The sequence below is a fragment of the Streptomyces sp. A18 genome (genome assembly GCF_059026065.1).
The window spans coordinates 1-18330 of the sequence record NZ_JBWLKL010000077.1; the positions used below are offsets into that span (position 1 = coordinate 1).

At 68.9% G+C, this 18330-nt stretch carries 15 protein-coding genes; 8 read left to right on the forward strand and 7 right to left on the reverse strand.

Annotation, left to right across the window (positions count from 1 at the left end):
• Positions 1–259 precede the first annotated feature (259 nt).
• The 3 genes from AC5P1C_RS42530 to AC5P1C_RS42540 all read left to right on the forward strand — a co-directional run bounded on the left by AC5P1C_RS42530 (position 260) and on the right by AC5P1C_RS42540 (position 3719).
• Positions 260–1843 (forward strand): hypothetical protein, encoded by a 1584-nt coding sequence (locus AC5P1C_RS42530; RefSeq protein WP_493871379.1) that lies wholly within the window; start codon positions 260–262, stop codon positions 1841–1843.
• A gap of 230 nt (positions 1844–2073) precedes the next feature.
• Positions 2074–3003: an endo-beta-N-acetylglucosaminidase H gene (locus AC5P1C_RS42535; protein WP_493871380.1), complete on the forward strand. Its 930-nt coding sequence runs from the start codon at positions 2074–2076 to the stop codon at positions 3001–3003.
• Positions 3004–3485: 482 nt separating this feature from the next.
• Positions 3486–3719: a DUF8825 domain-containing protein gene (locus AC5P1C_RS42540; protein WP_493871381.1), complete on the forward strand. Its 234-nt coding sequence runs from the start codon at positions 3486–3488 to the stop codon at positions 3717–3719.
• A gap of 189 nt (positions 3720–3908) precedes the next feature.
• On the opposite strand, the gene AC5P1C_RS42545 is transcribed toward AC5P1C_RS42540, so the two are convergent.
• Positions 3909–4742, reverse strand: coding sequence for a PIG-L family deacetylase (locus tag AC5P1C_RS42545; protein WP_493871382.1), 834 nt, complete (start codon positions 4740–4742; stop codon positions 3909–3911).
• A 344-nt stretch (positions 4743–5086) separates the two neighbouring features.
• On the reverse strand, positions 5087–5956 hold the full coding sequence (locus AC5P1C_RS42550; RefSeq protein WP_493871383.1) for an AraC family transcriptional regulator: 870 nt from the start codon (positions 5954–5956) through the stop codon (positions 5087–5089).
• Positions 5957–6248: 292 nt separating this feature from the next.
• Between AC5P1C_RS42550 and AC5P1C_RS42555 the strand changes: the two genes are divergently transcribed.
• Complete coding sequence (locus AC5P1C_RS42555; protein WP_493871384.1) at positions 6249–6776, forward strand: hypothetical protein; 528 nt, start codon at positions 6249–6251, stop codon at positions 6774–6776.
• A gap of 246 nt (positions 6777–7022) precedes the next feature.
• Here AC5P1C_RS42555 and AC5P1C_RS42560 read toward each other — a convergent pair whose 3' ends face one another.
• A complete protein-coding gene (locus tag AC5P1C_RS42560) occupies positions 7023–7817 on the reverse strand; it encodes a hypothetical protein (RefSeq protein ID WP_493871385.1) in 795 nt (264 codons plus the stop codon).
• Between the two features lie 263 nt (positions 7818–8080).
• Between AC5P1C_RS42560 and AC5P1C_RS42565 the strand changes: the two genes are divergently transcribed.
• Positions 8081–8326 carry a hypothetical protein gene (locus AC5P1C_RS42565; protein WP_493871386.1) on the forward strand — a complete coding sequence of 82 codons (246 nt, stop codon included), beginning with the start codon at positions 8081–8083 and terminating at the stop codon, positions 8324–8326.
• A 236-nt stretch (positions 8327–8562) separates the two neighbouring features.
• Positions 8563–9861, forward strand: a complete 1299-nt coding sequence (locus AC5P1C_RS42570; RefSeq protein ID WP_493871387.1) for a bile acid:sodium symporter family protein — start codon at positions 8563–8565, stop codon at positions 9859–9861.
• A gap of 113 nt (positions 9862–9974) precedes the next feature.
• On the opposite strand, the gene AC5P1C_RS42575 is transcribed toward AC5P1C_RS42570, so the two are convergent.
• Both AC5P1C_RS42575 and AC5P1C_RS42580 read right to left on the reverse strand, forming a co-directional pair.
• Positions 9975–10535: a cytochrome b gene (locus AC5P1C_RS42575; RefSeq protein WP_493871388.1), complete on the reverse strand. Its 561-nt coding sequence runs from the start codon at positions 10533–10535 to the stop codon at positions 9975–9977.
• A 112-nt stretch (positions 10536–10647) separates the two neighbouring features.
• Positions 10648–11544, reverse strand: coding sequence for an aminoglycoside phosphotransferase family protein (locus tag AC5P1C_RS42580; protein ID WP_493871389.1), 897 nt, complete (start codon positions 11542–11544; stop codon positions 10648–10650).
• A 226-nt stretch (positions 11545–11770) separates the two neighbouring features.
• On the opposite strand from AC5P1C_RS42580, the gene AC5P1C_RS42585 reads away from it, so the two are divergent.
• Both AC5P1C_RS42585 and AC5P1C_RS42590 read left to right on the forward strand, forming a co-directional pair.
• Positions 11771–12433 carry a DUF4232 domain-containing protein gene (locus tag AC5P1C_RS42585; RefSeq protein ID WP_493871390.1) on the forward strand — a complete coding sequence of 221 codons (663 nt, stop codon included), beginning with the start codon at positions 11771–11773 and terminating at the stop codon, positions 12431–12433.
• A 131-nt stretch (positions 12434–12564) separates the two neighbouring features.
• Positions 12565–13368: an SDR family oxidoreductase gene (locus tag AC5P1C_RS42590; protein ID WP_493871391.1), complete on the forward strand. Its 804-nt coding sequence runs from the start codon at positions 12565–12567 to the stop codon at positions 13366–13368.
• 113 nt (positions 13369–13481) lie between these two features.
• Here the strand turns inward: AC5P1C_RS42590 and AC5P1C_RS42595 are convergent, their stop codons facing one another.
• Positions 13482–14084 carry an RDD family protein gene (locus tag AC5P1C_RS42595; RefSeq protein ID WP_493871392.1) on the reverse strand — a complete coding sequence of 201 codons (603 nt, stop codon included), beginning with the start codon at positions 14082–14084 and terminating at the stop codon, positions 13482–13484.
• Between the two features lie 247 nt (positions 14085–14331).
• The coding region (locus tag AC5P1C_RS42600; RefSeq protein ID WP_493871393.1) for a non-ribosomal peptide synthetase at positions 14332–18330 on the reverse strand (3999 nt) is incomplete at its 5' end.

Sequence of the window (18330 nt, forward strand, 5' to 3'; positions counted from 1 at the left end):
CTCGATCACGAACCGGGAGCGGAATTCGTCGACGACCTCTTCGGTCAACGAGGGACGCTGAGCGATCAGCATGAAGTAGTGCCTCCAGTGGTTGGCGCCCGCTATTTGACGCCGTAGACACTGTGAAGGGTAACGGGTTGGACAGGCTCCCCTGGTCATCTGGGGTCGGAATCCGACACGGCGGCCCCGGGAGCCCTCCACCGGGCGAGAACAGAGGCAGGATCGTTCGCCGGCGATCATCGAACGATACGCTCCTGCGATGCGTCTGATACCCGACGAGCTGTTCCCCGAGATCGGTCACCCGTACACGACCGACGTGAGTGCGGATGGCAACTGGATCGCCGTGAGTTGTCACGCGATCGTGCGCGGCGGCCGGGGGCGGATCGTCATCTATCGGACGAGCGATCTCATCCTGTGGGACGAGATCGTGCTGGAGCACGGCATCGAAGGGCTCGCCTTTCATCCCGTCCTGCCTGTGCTTGCAGTGGGCACGGAGGACGGCGACGAGTTCGAACTCCAGGGCGGGCTGCATATCTACGAGCCGGAGACCCGGCGCCGGACCGACGTGGCCGTCGCCGGTGCCGGTGTCACCGCCCTGCGATGGCGGGACGCGCGCGGCCTGGAGGTGACGTTCGCTCGGCCGGTCGTCGACTTCGAAGACCTGGGCCGACAGACGTACACGCGGTCCGTCGCCGAGCGCGACGACTGGCATGGCGTGACCGCCGACGTGCTCGCGGCACTGGTCTCCTGGCCGCAGGTGCCGGTGGAGATCGACTGGAGCGGCATCAAAGGACCGGGCATCGACGGGCCTCAGCGATACCTTGCCGGCGCCGCCGCCGAGCGAGGCCGTGCCTGGACCAAGCGGCCCGGGACGGCCGTGGTGGAGGTGCTGAGGGACGGCCGGATGCTGGCCGTGCCGCAGAGCGGATCACTGCTGGAGTGCTGGTCCCCGGGCGGCACTCTGCAGTGGTCCGAGCCGGCGCCTGACGGGTTCCTGCAGCGCAATGGCTGTCGGCTGTACGTCGCTCCGGACCAGGAGAGTGCCTGGGCCACCGTCTTGGAGGGCGACAGCAGCCACCGGCGCACGCTGTTGCTCCGCTTCGACCTCGCCGACGGCGCCCGGCTCGCCGAGCTCCGCCTCGACTTCCCGGTCGCCATCGCTGCGCGCACGGATGGTGCCTGGGTGGCCCGCGACTCCCGGGAGCTGTTTCCCGGACCGCTCTGGCCGCCGAACGAGGGTGTCGTGCTCACGCCTTCCGGGCGGCGGCTGAGCAGCCTGGCGCTGGGGGAGAGCGACAGTTCCTACGATTTTCCGGTGCGACGCTCGCCCCATCTGCTGTTCCTCTACGGCGTCGGTGGCGGGGACGTGCGGACGGAAGCGTTGGAGAAGTGGGTCGTGCGGGCGGACCCCAACGGGATCGAGCGGTTGTTCCCGTTCGGCTGGGACGACTACCTCGGCTCGTACCTGCGCGGCGGTCCGGCCGTGTACGTCGACGACGACGCCGGGCCAGGGCTCGTCCACACGTGTACGGCGCCCGACGGCAGCCACCTCGTACGTCGCGCGTACCCGGGCGGTGCTGTGGTCTGGGCGCACCGCTTCGATGCGTCGATTGCCGGGGTCGACGTCCACGGCGGGCTCGTGCACGCCGTGACCGGTGCTTGCGAGCTGCTCACGCTGCGCGCGGCGGAAGGCACGGTGGTGCGGCGGAAGACGCTCGACATCGGCGGGCACGTCTACACCCCGACGTGCCTGAGCGCCGGTCCGGACGGTGACCTGGTGATCGGCACGGTGGAGGGGCGGCTGATCAAGACGCGGGCACCTTCGGCGCCCCGCCTCGATTGATCTGACCTCGATTGACGCACCATCAGCGTCGACAGCCACTGATGCGGTCTCCTCTCCCTTGCCTCAACTCCTGTACCCAGAGAGCCGGTTGTGGCGCGAGGTGCGTGGGACTTGTGAAGAGTTCGCGCATGATTCTTGGGGTCCGGTCACGGGAGCGGAAAACTCAGGGGGCTCACTCGGCGTTTCGAACTGGTCGGGCGCCGCCCCAAGTGATGGGAGACCGATCAACGATGTTCACTCTGGTACGGAGCAGAGTGCGGACGGCCGCGCTCGCGCTCTCGGCCGCCGCGGCCCTCGCCTTCGGCACGACCGCTGCGACCGGCGCGGCAGCGGCCCCCGCTCCCGCTCCCGCTCCCGCGAAACAGGGACCGACCTCGGTGGCGTACGTCGAGGTGAACAACAACAGCATGCTGAACGTCGGCAAATACAGCCTCGCCAACGGCGGCGGCAACGCCTTCGACGTCGCCGTGATCTTCGCAGCGAACATCAACTACGACACGGACACGAAGTCGGCGTATCTGCACTTCAACGAGAACGTGCAGCGCGTCCTCGACAACGCCGCCACGCAGATACGGCCGTTGCAGGAGAAGGGCATCAAGGTCGTCCTCTCGGTGCTCGGCAACCACCAGGGTGCGGGCTTCGCCAACTTCCCGTCCCAGCAAGCGGCTTCGGGGTTCGCGAAGCAACTGTCGGACACCGTGACCAAGTACGGCCTCGACGGCATCGACTTCGACGACGAGTACGCCGAGTACGGCAACAACGGCACGGGCCAGCCCAACGCCAGCTCGTTCGTGCACCTGGTGACGGCGCTGCGCGCGAACATGCCGGACAAGATCATCAGCCTCTACAACATCGGCCCGGCCGCGTCCCGTCTCTCCTACGGCGGCGTCGACATCTCGTCCAAGTTCGACTACGCCTGGAACCCGTACTACGGCACCTGGCAGGTTCCGGGCATCGCACTGCCCAAGTCGAAGTTGTCGCCGGCCGCCGTCGAGATCGGCCGGACCTCGCAGAGCACGGCCGCCGACCTCGCCCGCCGCACCGTCAGTGAGGGGTACGGCGTCTATCTGACGTACAACCTCGACGGAACGGACCGCAGCGCCGATGTCTCGGCCTTCACCAGGGAGTTGTACGGCAGTGACGCCGTCTACACGCCGTAGGGCGACGACCGGACGCGTCAGCGTGCGGTGCTCCGCTGGGCCTCACCGCATCCCGTAGGACCGCAGTGATCCGTACAGGCCGCGCTCGCGACAACGATGTCGGGGGCGCGGCTCTGGCTGGGCCATCGACAGGTCGCGGGTCCGATTCGTCGCCGAGCGGTTCGTCAATCCGCTGCGGCCCGGTGTCGAGCGTCTCCTTGACCGACTGGTCGCCGCCGGCCGGATCCGTCCTCTCCCCTACGCCACGCTGCATTACCTGGTCACCAATGGGGGCTGCGGCCGGTTCGCCTTGCCCGTCGAGGGCGCGCATTGCCAGAAGCGGCCGTTCCGACCACTCCGGCTGAGCTGCAAGAGCACGCCGTGACGGACGCGCCCCCAGCGGTGGTGCGGATGAGAACAGGATCTGTGCGGGGACGTGGTGGGCGGGCTCCGTGAAAGTGAGCCTTTGCCTTGAAAATCGAACATGTGGTCTATTCGGGGGTATGGATCGTGTCCACTTCCCCAGCGACCTTCTGAGCGATCAGATCGCTTGGTACCTCACCTACGACGAACTTGCCGACGCACCGGCCGGGTCGCAGACCGCCGCGCGCCGCCGCCTGCTGGCGCTGTCCCGCCGCATCGCAGGGCATCCCTTCTGGCGAACGTCTGCTGGGACGCCGGCTGCCCGGGTGGCCCTCAAGGAGATCGCCCGCGCTCAGACCGGATCGGACTCGTGACGCGCGCCGTGTGAAATCCGCTTCGGCGAGGAGTCCTCGGGTCGCGGCGCGGGCGCGCGTCGACGTCGGCGGGCCGCCACGCGGGCTGCCGGAGTGCAACCTCGCGTGGACAAGCCCGCCGATGGGTTACGCGCTCGTTCGTGCCGTGCGGCCGATGAGTTTTCCCGGGCCCTGGTCGGGGCGGGCGGGTCAGCGCAGTCCGGCGAAGAGGTCGTTCTCGGGGATGGCGGCGCCGGTGGTGTCCTGGACGCGCACGAAGGTCTCCATGCCCATCAACTCGCCGAACCTGTCCTTCCCCATCTTGAGGAAGAAGATGTTCTCGCCCTGACTGGCGTGCGCGGCCAGGGAGTCGAACTTCTGGCTGCTGAAGGCGGTGGTGTCCACCCACGTGGTGATCTCGTCGTCGGGGAGTCCGATCTCGGCCATCGCGGCGGTCTCGGCAGGGTCCGGCTCCGGCATGTCCTCATGGAACTCGCGCATGATCTCCCCGAACCGCTGCATCCCCGAGCGGGGCATCGTCGTCCAGTACACCTTCGGCGTCAGCCCGGTCATCTCCAGCGCCGCCATCGTGATGCGGTGCGCCTGGATGTGGTCGGGGTGGCCGTAGAAGCCGTTCTCGTCGTAGGTGACGACCACATCGGGCTGGTAGTGCCGCATGAGTTCCGCGAGCCGTGCGGCGCCTTCCTCCACGGGCGTCTGCCAGAAGGATCCGGGGGCGTCATTGCTCGGCCAGCCGATCATCCCGGAGTCGGCATAGTCCAGCGTCTCCAGATCGCTGATCTTCAGGACATCACAGCTCGCCTGAAGTTCCTGACGGCGCATCAAGGCGACGGCGGCCGGATCGTGGCCGGGCTCACCCGGCTTGACACCCCCCGGTCCGTCACCGCAACCGCCGTCGGTACACGTCACGAGCACCGTGCGAATGCCTTCCGCGGCGTACTGAGCGAGAACCCCTCCCGTTCCGGTGGCTTCGTCGTCGGGGTGCGCGTGCACTGCCATGAGGGTCAAGGGCCGGTCAGTCATCAAGCAGTCCTTCTGTAGAAACAAGACCTCGGTCCGAGTGCGCGGTGGGCATACCGCGATCCCGGGGGCCCGGAGCCTGGCGGGGCGGACGACCCTGTGGTCTCCGTGTTCCCCGCCCGTGCGGCTCCGGTCCCTCGGTCGATGCAACCGTCCCGACCGGACCGGCTGTTCCCGGCGCTGCTGATCGGTCTTCTTCCGCTCTGGATTTCCGTCCGGCCTGTCACGCGCTCTCGGCACGACGAGGAGGCGCTGCGGGGCTGACCCCTGACGGCGATACCCGTGCTGAAAGGATGTCAGCAGGGGGGATGCTCGGCGGCCACGAGTGATGGCGTTACCGCGAGCCCTTACGCCGGTTCGACAGGGAGCCACAGTTCGCAGGTCGCCGTGCTGAAGTCATCCGCACGATCGAGGACCGCCACGAGTGAGGGACCTGGACGCAGACGCCAGGGGTTGGAAGGGAACCACTCGGTCGCGGTCGCGGCCCAGGTCGTCTGCAGGGCCTGCGGATGCGGTCCGGTGGTGCGGAAGACCGCCCACCTGCCGGCCGGAACGTCAATGGCATCGAGATCCTCGGGGGCCGATGTGTCTCGGGAGACGGCGACCCCGTGCAGGTAGGTCAGTTCGCTGCCCTCTGATCCATCGGGATCAAGGTCGTCGCAGACTTGCAGCAGGCCCCCTGGTTCGGCGTCGCTCAGGGCCTTCAGCCGCAGATGCTCCTCCTGTGGCAGGGCGGTGATGTGCTCCTGGATGTGCGGATTGATGCCCTGGTGGATGAGCGGGACCCGGGTTGCGTGTCCGACCAGCCGGAATGCGGGGCGGTCGACGAGGCGGGTGTCCATGGGGATGCTCCCTTCTACGCTCAGGCGGATCCTGAGTCGTGGTTGTGTGCGCAGGGGGCCTCCGTCGCGGCGTACGTCACGAGGGCCGGCGCCGTGGACCGCGCGGAACGCGCGTCCGAACGCCTCGGTCGAGCCGTATCCGTGCCGTACGGCGATGCTCAGCAGATCGTCCTCGCCGCGGACGACGTCGGCAGCGGCGACGGTCATGCGGCGCCGGCGCACATACTCCGACAGCGGCATGCCGGCCAACGACGAGAACATCCGGCGCAGGTGGTATTCGGTCGTGCCGAGCTTCCTGGCCAGGCCGTCGACGTCGAGGTCTTCGGCGAGGTGCTCCTCGACGCGATCGACGAGGTGGTTGAGTACCGAGATCACGAGGCCTCCTTTCGATGACAACCCTGCCGGAACAGCCCCGGGCTGTACCCGACCGCAGCGGTCCGATCCGATCATGTGCCGCGGGCCGTCGTCATGGAGCGGACGCAGGCTCATGCCGCTCGCTGGTGCTGCCCGTCGCGGAAGTGGCGGAGCACTTCGGCATCGGTGCTGCCCCGTTACGCCAGGTGGCTCTGCTCCGGGCGCCGGAGTGGAGCCGTTCTGCCATGGATGTGGACAGGCACCGCATCCAGGGACCCGACCGGTCCGGCCGTGCCCGGATCGAGGTCGACCTATGCGTGTCATATCCGCCGTCGCCACCGCGGCGCTGACCACCGCCACCGCGTTCACGATCGCCGTCCCGTCGGCGAGCGCGGGCGACCAGCGCCAGCCGTCGTTCTCCGCGACACCGGACCCGGCAAAGCCGGGGGACTCCGTGATCCTGTCGGTCTCCGGTGGGTGCGAGGCCGGGTCCGCCACCGCTCGGTCGGACGCCTTCGACCAGCCCGTCACCCTGTCGACCGGCTCGGAGGGCATCTACACGGGTACGGCGCACATCCGCTCAAGCGCCGAGGCCGGGTCGTACGACGTGGACGTGGACTGCCAGGGCGGGGAGTCGACCTACACGCTGAATGTCGCCGGTTCGGTGATGCCCAACCCGCCGCGCCCGATGCCCACGCGTGGCTCCCACGCCGGTGTCGGCGGCTCCAGCGGTGGCGGCTCCGACTGGGCGACGATCGGTCTCGGCGCGGGCCTGGTCGCGGGGGTGTGGGGTGCGGTGTGGTTCAGGACGCGGCGCCCGGACGAGCAGCGGCACACGTAGCCCGCTCGGGGATGAGACCGAGCGGTTTGCCCGTCGAGCGCTGCCGGCAGGTGCAGGCGTCGGGGCGCCAAGGGTTGCCCGGATGAGTTCCACCGCGTCCGGGCAACCCTTGGTGTGCTCGTCCCTGTGGCCGAGGCGGTGAAGGGCGCCTCGGTTGCGGCGAGCGGGCCCGGCAGGACACGCAAGGGGCGTGTGAGCACGTCCCTCACTCCGCGTGGTGCGCGTCCTGCCGGGGGCTGGGAAGGGTCAGGCGGCCGGTGCCGGGACCGGGGCGGTGATGGTGTCGGGGCCCACGGTGTCGGGGGCCGGCTTCACGTCGGGCTTGACCGGGTCGGTGTCCGGGGCCGGTTGCGGGGCGGGCTGCACGTCGTCGTCCGGCGTGGGCGTGGGCTGCGGGTCGGGCTGGACGTCGTCGTCAGGGGTCGGCTGCGGGTCCGGCGCGGCGTCGTCCGTCTTGTCCATCCAGGACTTGAGGGCGCCGCTCGGCGAGAGCGTCACGTGCATGCCGTTGTGCTCGCCGGAAGCCGTACGGCCGTTGGCGTCCAGGGAGCCGGCAGCCGTGACGGCCTGCCAGTGCGTGGGCGAGAGCTTGTAGACGCGGGCCAGGGAGCCGTCGGCGAGGGTGTCGTTGCGGACGTGCTGGCGCTTCTCGGGCTGCGGCTTCGGCTTCGGCTTGGGCTTCGCCTTGTCCATCCAGGAGGTCAGCACGCCGCTGGGGGTGAGCTTGATGTGCAGGCCGTTGTGGTTGGCGACGGCGTTCTTGCCGTTGGCGATCAGCGTGGCGCCCTTGGGGCCCGCGATGACGGCTTTGGCCTTGTTCTTGCCGAGCTTGTAGACCTTCGCGGTGGAGCCGTCACGCAGCTTCACCGTCTTGACCTTGGTCTTGGTCTTGGAGTGCGCGATGGACTCGACGACGAGGCTCGCCGGGCTGGCCGTGTGGTGGACGGTGGAGGCCACGGCACCGGACGCGGCTCCGAGACTGATGCCCGCGGTGGCGATGACGGCGATGGCAGTGGTGCGCAGGGTACGAGCGGTACGCATGATGAAGGGGGCCCTTTCGGGTCGGATACATCTGTGGGGGGTGCGTGGCCGCTTTCGTTGCGGCGACATCTACGAAGTTACGCACCTCACATCAAGGCCACACGTAAGAGATGTAACGGCGATAACGCGCATTCATCGCAAAACTGCGACTAAAGCGGCCATCATGTAGCAAAACCTTCTGTGGGGCGGCAGGAATCTGGGACCGTCGGCCACTCGGACGCCCAGCAGGTGCCGGTTCCTCGCCTGAGCGTGAGAGTGGCTCCATGACCGAAGCACTCCACGTCATCGTGTCGCCGCCCTCCCCGACCGGGGGCCGCCGTGTGCGTGTGGACGGACAGATCCTGGGCCTGGCGCACAACATCGCCGACATGGCCGAGATCCTGCGCCGGGCCGGGATGAACGGGGCCGACGCCTTCATCGTCGAGACGGCGACGTGCATCGACTGGCGGGGAGGCGGCCCCGAGGTCTGGTCCCGCGGCGCCCCGGGCGGCGGGCCCAGCACCGCCTGAGGGGGTGGTGGCGACCCAGAGCGGAAGACACTCCGGTGGGGTGTGCCTGGCGGGGTGTGCAAGCCCCTGCTTGAGTCGACACTTCCCCGCCGAGCCCCGGCGGCGGGCGTGTGTTGCGCTCGTGCTCCGGGGTCTTCTCGCCGTTCATGGTGGCGGGGGCCCGGCGCGGGATCTCGGTGCGCTTGCCGCCGTCGATCAGCAGCGTTCCCTCGTCGGTCGTGACGAGGAAGCTCTCCTTGCCCGGAATCGGTGAGGCGCAGGCGCTGCCTGGTATCGATCCGCGGCCGGCCGCGGTGGACCAACTGGTCGACGACGCGCGCAATATGGATGACGGCCTCCTGGCCGCCCGGATCGGCCCGCGCCTGGTCTGTGGGTGTGCCGATCAGCGGCTTCGTGATCCCGAAGCTATATCCACCAGCGCGGGCCGGCTCGGCCTCTGGCGTCGGCTTTCGGACGCGGGGCCTTCTCACTTCTCCGTCGCAGTCATGGTGCGGGAGCTGTTCGGTACGGTCGTAGACTTTTCGAGCAGCGTCCCGGAGTCTGTTCCCGTGGACTCGCCGCTGACCACCTATCTGCTGCCTGCTGTCCTCGCCGTGATCATGTTCGGTCTCGGACTCGGCCTGACCGTGGCCGACTTCCGCAGGATCGCGGCGTATCCCCGGCCCGTCGCCGTCGCGCTTTTCTGTCAGTTGGTGCTGCTGCCCGCGGCCTGTCTCGGGCTGGTGCTGGCCTTCGATCTGAGTCCCGCGCTGGCCGTCGGGATGATGCTGCTCGCGGCTTCTCCCGGCGGCACGATGGCCAATATCTTCAGCCACCTCTTCGGCGGCGACGTCGCCCTCAACGTCACGCTGACCGCCATCAATTCGGTCATCGCCGTCCTCACGCTGCCGATCGTCGTGAATCTCTCCCTGGACCACTTCATGACCGGTACGGACGAGGCGCTGGGCTTGCGCTTCGACAAGACGCTGCAGGTCTTCCTCATCGTGCTGGTGCCGGTCGCGGCGGGGATGTGGGTACGACACCGCCGTCCGGACTTCGCGGAGCGCTCCACGAGGATGGTCAAGGTGACGGCGGTCGTCGCTCTCGTCGGCATCATCATCGCCGCGCTTGCCGCCGAGCGGGAGAACGTGCTCGGCTATCTCGCCGACGTCGGCATCGTCGTCTTCCTCTTCGGCACCATCTCCCTCACCGTCGGCTACGGCGCGACCCGGCTGGCCCGCGGCGACCACCGGCAGTCCGTCGCCACCTGCTTCGAGATCGGCATGCACAACACCACGCTGTCGATGGCCATCGCCCTCAGCCCCTCGCTGCTGGACAGCACCCGCATGGCCATCCCCTCGGCGGTGTATGCGGTGTTGATGTTCGTCATGGCCCTGACCGCAGGCTTCCTGCTGCGCCGCATCGCCCCGGCCGAGACGGCCGCCGTCAGCGAGGGAACACCTCCGACGCCCACATCCGAGAGCGGGACGCAGAGCAAGCGGGTGGGCACACGGTGGCCACGCAGGCGGCCCGAACCCGGCCGGGAGAGGCTGTGACCCCGGCGCTCGGGTCCTCCGGCCTGCGCCAGAGCCTGCCAGCAGCCGCTGAGAACCAGAAGACCAGCGAGAACGCCAAGAATCGGTTGCGTCGGCTCAACTCGCCGGTGGCTTCAGGTCATCCGACGTAGAAGGTGGTCCCGGTTGATCAGTTGGTGCTTGAGCACCAGTCCGACGTGGACCGCCAGAGCCGTCAAGAAGAGGATCTGCGCCGAGACATGGACAACGAGCAGACCGTCGCCCGACAGCACCAGTGCGACACCAGTGGCCGGGACGGCGAACATGGCCGCGTACAAGGCAGTCTCGGTGCCGTGCGCGAGACGCCGCTCTCGGTGGCTGAGAGTCGGCGCCCACGGGGGAAGCGCCGTGGCCAGCCGCCACGCGAGCCGGACGACACCGAGGAGCACGACCGTGGCGCCGAGCACGACGTGCACGGTGAGCAGCGCATCATCGCCGAAAGGCTCGTACCCGTCCTCCGGGTCCCCGCCACGACCTCGTCCTCTGCCCGAGTCCTCGCCTCGGCCACGCCCGCGTCCCCGGCCATGGCCGCCGCTGTCCGCGTCGAGCAGGTATCCCACGGCGAACTGCGCTGCCATGGTCACGAAGACCACCCAGTGAAGCGTCTTCGTGACCGTGCCATAGCCGTGAGGACTGTTGCGCAGGTGCGATCTCATCCCTCCAACGTGCCCTCTCACGGGGTTCCCCAGTCAGCGGTGCGCCCCCCACAACCAGCGCGCGGCCGCGGTGTGATCGCCACCCGGCGGTCACCTCGCTGCACGTCCTCGATCAGCCGATGAGAGCCTCTGTGATCTGGCGGGTAGTTGCCGCAGCGACTCGGGGGTTGACGGCGGCGTAGGAGGTGTAGGCGTTCAGGCCGGTGGCCAAGGCCCAGCCGCGGCCTCGTAGCCAGGTGGCCTCATCCACGTCGAGGGCGGTGCGGAAGGCTGCCCTGCTCTCGGCCGACATCAGGGTGAAGGCGATGGTGAGGTCGCAGGCCGGGTCGCCGATGCCGAGTTCGCCGAAGTCGATGACGGCGCTGAGGCGGCCGCTGCTGGTCAGGAGGTTGCCGGTGTGGAAGTCGCCGTGGCACCAGACGGGAGGGCGACTCCATCGGGGGGCGCTCAGCGCGGCGTCCCACAGCTTCGTCATGGCGGCGGAGTCGAAGGCGTTGTCGACTTCCACGATGGCGGCTCGCGTCGCGCTGTCTCGATCGGCCAGCGGACGGGCGAGAAGGTCGTCGCATGCGTCGTCGATCAGGCCCTCAGGCGTACACCGCTGAAGAGCAGTCAGGAACTCGGCCAGTTCGTACGCGGTCTCGGATGAATCAGCCAATGCCTCAGTGGTCGCCACCTCGCCGTCCAGCCAGCGGGACACCGCCCAATGCCAGGGGTAATCGAAGCCGGGTTCGCCCACCCCCACCGGCGTCGGGATGGCCAGGGGTAGGTGCGGGGCGAGCTGGGGCAGCCATTGGGATTCCTTCGTGGCCTGCCCCATGGCCCCAGAGTGACGGGGGAGTCGAACCGACAAGTCCTGGCCCAGCCGGTAGATCGCGTGGTCCGAACCGGCCGGGTCGACCAGGTGCAGGGAAAGCCCTGCCCACTGAGGGAACTGTGCATCGACCAGGCGCCTGACCAGTGCGGCGTCGATCGCGGGGCGCATGTCTGAGACTCTCGCGGCTGCCATGTGCACTCCTGTTGTCGGCTTGCTCCGAGTATCGGGCAGGCATGGGGAATTGCCTTCGTGTTTCTTTGTATGTACGGGTTCGCCGGAGACCTGCGCCCGGCGGCGCAGTGCGGCTACGGCGATGCGCCTGTGACAGAACGGAGACGTGGCGGAGGACGACCTGTAACTCGGTGCGGGATACAAATAGTTCAGACCACATGCACCGCGCTACATCAAGGGGAACACCGTGAAGTCCACCCGCATCACCGCCATCGCGGCCATCAGCGTCGCCGCCACCCTCTCGCTCAGCGCCTGTGGCGGCGGCGACGCCGGGAAGGACTCGTCCTCCAAGGGCTCCTCGTCTTCTTCGTCCTCGGAGAGCGGCTCGAAGTCGGAGGGCGGCTCGGGCTCCGACGGCTCGGAGGCCGGCAACGCGAAGTCGGGCTCCGGCCAGGACACCAAGGCCAACTCCGACGCCGCGAACGGTGCGAAGGCCGGCGCCAAGGTCACGTTCTGCAAGACGAAGGACCTGGCCATCGACGCCAGGGACGCCGCGCCCGACGAGACCTCCGGCAGGATCGACATCACCATGATCAACCGGGGTTCGACCACCTGCTCGGCAACGGGCTTCGCGGGCGTCGACATCAAGGACGAAGACAACACCTCGAACCCGATCGGACGCGGCCAGGCCCAGCCCCGCATCACCACCCTGAAGCCCGGCGACGCCGCTGTCTTCAACCTCGCCTACGACATCGACAACACCGGCGACAGCCTCTCGCGCCCGACCAACATCCTGGTGACGCCCCCGAACGAGACCCACACCGTGACCCTGGAGTGGCCCGCGGCCGCGGGGGACATCAAGGGCGCCTACACCGATGTCGAGGTCTACCCCACGCACACGACCCAGTAGGGGGGGCCGCGGCCGGCCCCGGTGGCTAACCGCCTTGTCCGGCCGGGGCCTTGGTGTGCGCCCTGTCGTCTGCCGCCACGTAGCAGGAAAGCGATTGACGCTCCGGTGCCGTTCGTGAACCAATCCGGAACGTGACCACGAACATCGATCACGTCCAGCCCGCCCACGAGCAGGACCCTGCAGGCGACCGCCCACTCGCCCTCATCACCGGCGTAGGCCGCACCGTCGGTATCGGGGCGGGCATCGCCCGTAGGCTGGCCGCATCGGGCTGGGACATCGCCTTCACCTACTGGACTCCCTACGACGACCGTATGAGCTGGGGCAGCGAGCCCGGCGCGAGCGAAGTGACCAGCCGAGCCCTGGCCGAACACGGTGCGTCCACCACCGCGATCGAGGCGGATCTCGCCGACCCCGATACCCCGGCACGCGTCTTCGACGAGGTCGAACAGCGGATGGGAGGTGTCACCGCGCTGGTGATGAGCCACTGCGAGTCCGTCGACTCTGGGCTGCTTGACACCACCGTCGAGAGTTTCGACCGGCACTTCGCCGTCAATACGCGCGCCACCTGGCTGCTCATCCGCGAGTTCGGACGCCGCTTCGCCGCAGAACGGGGAACCGGCAGGATCGTCAGCCTCACCAGTGACCACACCGTCGGCAACCTGCCCTACGGGGCGAGCAAAGGAGCCCTGGACCGCATCACCCTGGCCGCCGCCCACGAACTCGGCCACCTCGGCGTGACCGCGAACGCGATCAATCCCGGGCCGGTCGACACCGGATGGATGCCCGAGGAAGTCCGCGAGCACTGCGTCCGCAACTCCCCGCTGGGCCGACTGGGCACTCCGCAGGACACCGCGCACCTCGTGGACTTCCTGTGCTCCAGGGAGGGCCAGTGGATCAACGGTCAGCTGCTGATGAGCAACGGCGGCCTCGCGTAGGCGCCCACAGCCCGATGCTCAACGGGGCACATTGGCCTTCGACGACACCAGAGTTCCACTGGAAGGACGTTGGCGGGCGGGTGCCGAGCGCGCCACCCGTCCGTGCCCGGATGTTAGGCAGTTGGTATAGCGCTCCGCTTGGGCGCTGCCTCGGCAGTGAGAACGACAACGCCGGTGATCTTGTCGGCGAACGTCTGCTTCTTGGTGTCCCAGGTGGCCCACCACCAACCCAGCCCGAACACCGCGTAGTTGAGGAACTGGCAGAGTCGGCGGCCGAGAGCCAGGCCGATGCCGGGCGCGAGGCCGTCTTGGTCCCGGACGGCTCGGACTCCGAAAGCCTTCTTGCCTATGGTCTGGCCGGTCCGGCCTTCGCGGATCAGTTGTACGACAACCATGGCGATCGTGGCGATGATGCCCACCCAGCTCAGGATCGACGCGGGGATCTCGCCGCTGTCGCCCGAGCTTCGCTCGTCGATCGCGTAACCGACACCTATCAGCAGCCACATCGGCCCGAAGTTGATCAGGCTGTCCAGGAGGAACGCGTCGGCCCGCTTCATCCACCCGGCGTAGGAAGGGTACTGCTGCCCGGCGTAGGCGTACGGGGAGTCGGGCGGTTGGAACGGAGGGTACTGGGATCCGGCCATCTGCTGGGGAGAGGGGTAGCTGGGCAGCCCTTGTGACGCCGGGAACGGGTTCTGCGGGTTGGGCTGGCTCACTGCTGGATACTCCTCATTGATTCCCGTGACGGGAAGTGGGTCGTAGATCGTCACACAGACTACGAATGCGTGCTTCCGGCATTTCAACTGCCCAGCCCTCAGACAGTCTGTGTGGGAAACGGTGGCCGTCCGCGCGGCGGCCCCACCATCGCCCCTCGGGGGAATGGTGGGGCCGATGCTCCGCGAAATCCGGAGTGCGTACCGCGCCGTGTCGTGCCGCGCCGGTCGTGCCCGCGTCGGTGCCCGGTCAGTTCTCCGTCACCGAGCCCTCTTCCTCCTCGTCGTCGATCGCGCGCCCCACCACCCCGCAGATCTCATCGGCGGGTTCGGGCAAGTACATGTCCTGGTGCGTGCTGTCGATGTCGTACTCCCTTATGGCGCCGGTGATGTGACTGCGCCACAGGTCCGCGTACGAATCGTCCCCTTCGGCCGTCGCGTTGAAGAACAGCGCGTCTCCGCGGTACGTCGGCGACGTGAAGCTGTGCAGCATCGTGGTGTGGCCGACGATGATGGAGACCGCGTTGTCCACGAACGCGTCGTGGTCGCCGGCACTGCCGGGGCTGATGAGGTGCTCGCCGAAGTAGGCGCGGATGTCGTCGGGGTGGGGAGGCTCGTAGCGTTCGAAGAAGGTGCTGGGAACGCTGTCGAGGAGGGCGAGAAGCGCCACCTCGTGCCCTCGCCGCTGGAGTTCGGCGGCCATGGCGTGCGCGAGGGTACCGCCGAGGGAGAGCCCTAGAAGGTGGAAGGGGCCCTCGGGTTGGACCGCGAGGATCTCCTCGACGTAGTCGGCGACCATGGCGTCGATCGACTCGGGCGGCCTGGTCACCCCGTCGAAGCCCTTCGCCTGGATGCCGTAGACCGGTCGGTCCGCGGGCAGCCGTCCGGCGAATCCGAGGTAGATCCAGCACAGCCCGCTGCCGGGGTGGATCCACCACAGCGGCGCCTTGTCCCCGCTCGTTCGGATCGGCAGCACGGCAGCGAACGGGTCGTCCGACTCGGCGGCGTCGCCGTCGGTGGCCAGTTCGGCGGCCAGCTCGGCGACGGTGGGTGACTGGAACACGCGCCGCAGCGACGTCTCGACGCCGAGCACCGTGCGGATGCGGCTGACCAGTTGGGTGGCGAGCAGCGAGTGTCCGCCGAGGCCGAAGAAGTCGTCGTCGGCTCCGACCCGGTCGAGGCCGAGCACCTCGGCGAACAGGCCGCACAGGAGTTCTTCGCGCGAGTTCCGCGGGGCCCTGCCGACGGTCGGCCCGACCCCGTCCGGCGCCGGGAGGGCGCGCCGGTCCAGCTTGCCGTTGGATGTCAGGGGCACCTCGTCGATGGCCACCAGCGCGGACGGCACCATGTGTCCCGGCAGCCGTTCGCGCAGATGCGACCGCAGCTCGGCGGCGAGAGCCCCGTTGTCCGCCGCAGGCGCGGAGTGTCCGCCGTCGGTCGTCTCCCCGGTCCGGTCCGTGGTCGGTACCACGTAGGCCACGAGACGCAGACCGCCCGTCGGGCCGTCGGCGACCACCACGGCCTGCGCGACGCCGGGATGCGTCAGGAGCACCGCCTCGATCTCGCCGGGTTCGATGCGGAATCCGCGGAGTTTGATCTGGTCGTCGGCGCGTCCGGTGAACTGCAGCTGGCCGTCCGGCCCCCGCAGGACCAGGTCACCGGTGCGGTACATCCGCTCTCCCGGCTCGCCGAACGGGTCGGCCAGGAACCGCTCGGCGGTGAGACCGGGCCGGTTCAGATAGCCGCGGGCGAGGCCGGCACCCGCCACGTACAACTCCCCGGTCACTCCCGGCGGGACGAGCCGCAGGGCCGCGTCCAGGACGTACACGCGGGTGGCACCGGCCGCCCGGCCGATCGGCGGCGCGGCTGCGTCAGGGCTCAGGGGGCCCGTCCAGGTGGCGACCACCGTGGCCTCCGTCGGCCCGTACGAGTTGATCATCCGGCGTCCGGGCGCCCACCGCGCCACGAGCTCGGGCGGGCAGGCCTCTGCCCCGACGATCAGAGTGCGCAACTCCGGCAGGGCTCCGGCCGCCTCGGGCGCCACGGTGGCCAGCGCCGCGGGCGGGATGAGCGTGTGACTGATGCGCCGGTCGGCCAGGACGCCGGCGAGACGCTCGCCCACCAGCGGCCCCTCCTCGCCCGTCACCAGCGCCGCACCGCTGAGCAGCGAGCAGCACAACTCCAGGACCGAGGCGTCGAAGCTAGGCGAGGCGAACTGCAGGACCCGGTCGCCCGAGCCCACGGCGTACTGCTCTATGGCGGCCTGCGCGAAACCCGCGAGGCCGCGGTGCGAGACCACCACCCCCTTCGGGGTGCCGGTGGAGCCGGAGGTGTAGATGACGTACGCGGTGCCCGCGCCCGACAGCGGCCACCCGCGCTCCGCGTCGGTCAACGCGGCGCCGTCGGAGCCCCAGGAGCTCTGGGAGCCGGTCAAGGCCTCGGCGTCCTCGGGAGCGTCGGGATCGGCGGGGCAGATGACGGGGATGGACGGGTCGGGCAGGTCCCTGGCCGTCGTCGAGTCCGCGAGGATCACGCCGGCCCCGGAGTCCGCGAGCATGTACGTGATCCGCTCGTCCGGGTAGCCGGGATCGACGGGCAGATACGCGCCGCCCGCCTTGAGCACGGCCAACCATGCCACCACCAGAGCAGTCGAGCGTGGCAGCGCGACGGCCACCACGGACTCCTGCTGTACCCCGGCCCGCAGAAGCCGGCGCGCCAGGCGGTTCGACCGGACGTCGAGCTCCAGGTAGGTCAGCGTCTCGTCGTTGTCGAGGACCGCGACGGCGTCCGGAGCCTTCGCAACCTGGTGCGCGAAGAGTTCGACAATGGTCGCTTCGGGCAGCGGCGCCGCCGTATCGGTGAACTCACCGATGAGTAGCTCGCGTTCGGCCGGAGTCAGCACCTCGATCGTTCCGACGGCCAGGTCCGGGTCGGCCGCGAGACTGCGCAGGACGTGTCCGAGCCGGTCGGCGATGGTCTCCACTGCGGCGTGGTCGAAGACGTGGCGCTGGTACTGCATGGCCACGCGCAGCCTGGGTTCGGAGCTGCCGATCACACCGAGCGGGTAGTGGGTGCCGCTGACCGAGGTGAGGCCGGTGAACGCGATCCCGGCGGCCGTGTTCGCCTCGGTGAGACCCACCCGGTCGATCGGATAGGACTGGAACCCGACCATGGTGTCGAAGAGGGTGCTCAGGCCGGTGTCCTGCTGGATCTGTGCGAGGCCGTAGTGATGGTGGTCGAGCAGGACGGCCTGGCGGTCCCGCAGCCGCGTCAGGACCTGGGCGAAGGTGTCCCCGGGGGCGCAGGTCACGCGTACGGGAAGGGTGTTGATGAACAGACCGACCATGGTGTCGATGTCCGGGACGGCAGGCGGACGGCCGGACACCGTGGTGCCGAACACCACGTCCTGACGTCCGGTGAGCCGACCGAGCAGAATGGCCCAGGCCGCCTGGACGACGGTGTTCAGGGTCACGCCCAACTCGGCGGCCTGCCGCTCCAGTTCGCGGGATGTCTCCACGGCCAGCGGCACTTCGAGCTGCCCGATCCCCTCGCTGTCCTCGCTGTCCCTGTCGGCGTTTGCCCTGTCCTCGCCGTCCACCTGCTCGGCCGTGTTGTCCGGGCACAGCAGGGTCGGTTCGTCGAGTCCGTCCAGTTCGTGTGCCCAGGCCCCAGCGGCCGCGTCGTGGTCCTGCTGGGCCAGCCAGGTCAGGAACTCGCGGTAGCCCCGCGTACGCGGCAGCACCGAGGGATCACCGTTGGAGCCGTACAGCCGTGTCAGATCCTGCATGAGCAGCGGCAGCGACCAGCCGTCCAGGAGGACGTGGTGCGCGGTGAAGACCAGTTCGGCCCGGTCCGGGCCCATGGTCACCAGGGTCATCCGTACCAACGGGGGCTTTTCCAGGTCGAAGCGGGTGCGGTCGTCCTCGGTCAGGATCCGCTCGTACGCCGCCTCACGCTCCTCCTCGGAGAGGCCGCTCAAGTCGGTCTGTGTCCAGGGCAGTTGGACATCGTCGACGACGAGTTGGACGCTTTCACCGGTGGTGCCGCTGACGAACGCCGTCCGCAGGTTCGCGTAGCGGTCCAGGAACGCCTGTCCCGCGGCGCGCATCCGCTCCGGCTCGACCGGTCCGGAGAGGTGGAACACCAGCTGCATGTGGTAGGCGTCGTATGCCGCGTCGGCGAGCAGGGCGTGGAAGAGCAGCCCGGACTGCAACGCGGTCAGCGGCCACACGTCTGCCAGACCGGGGTA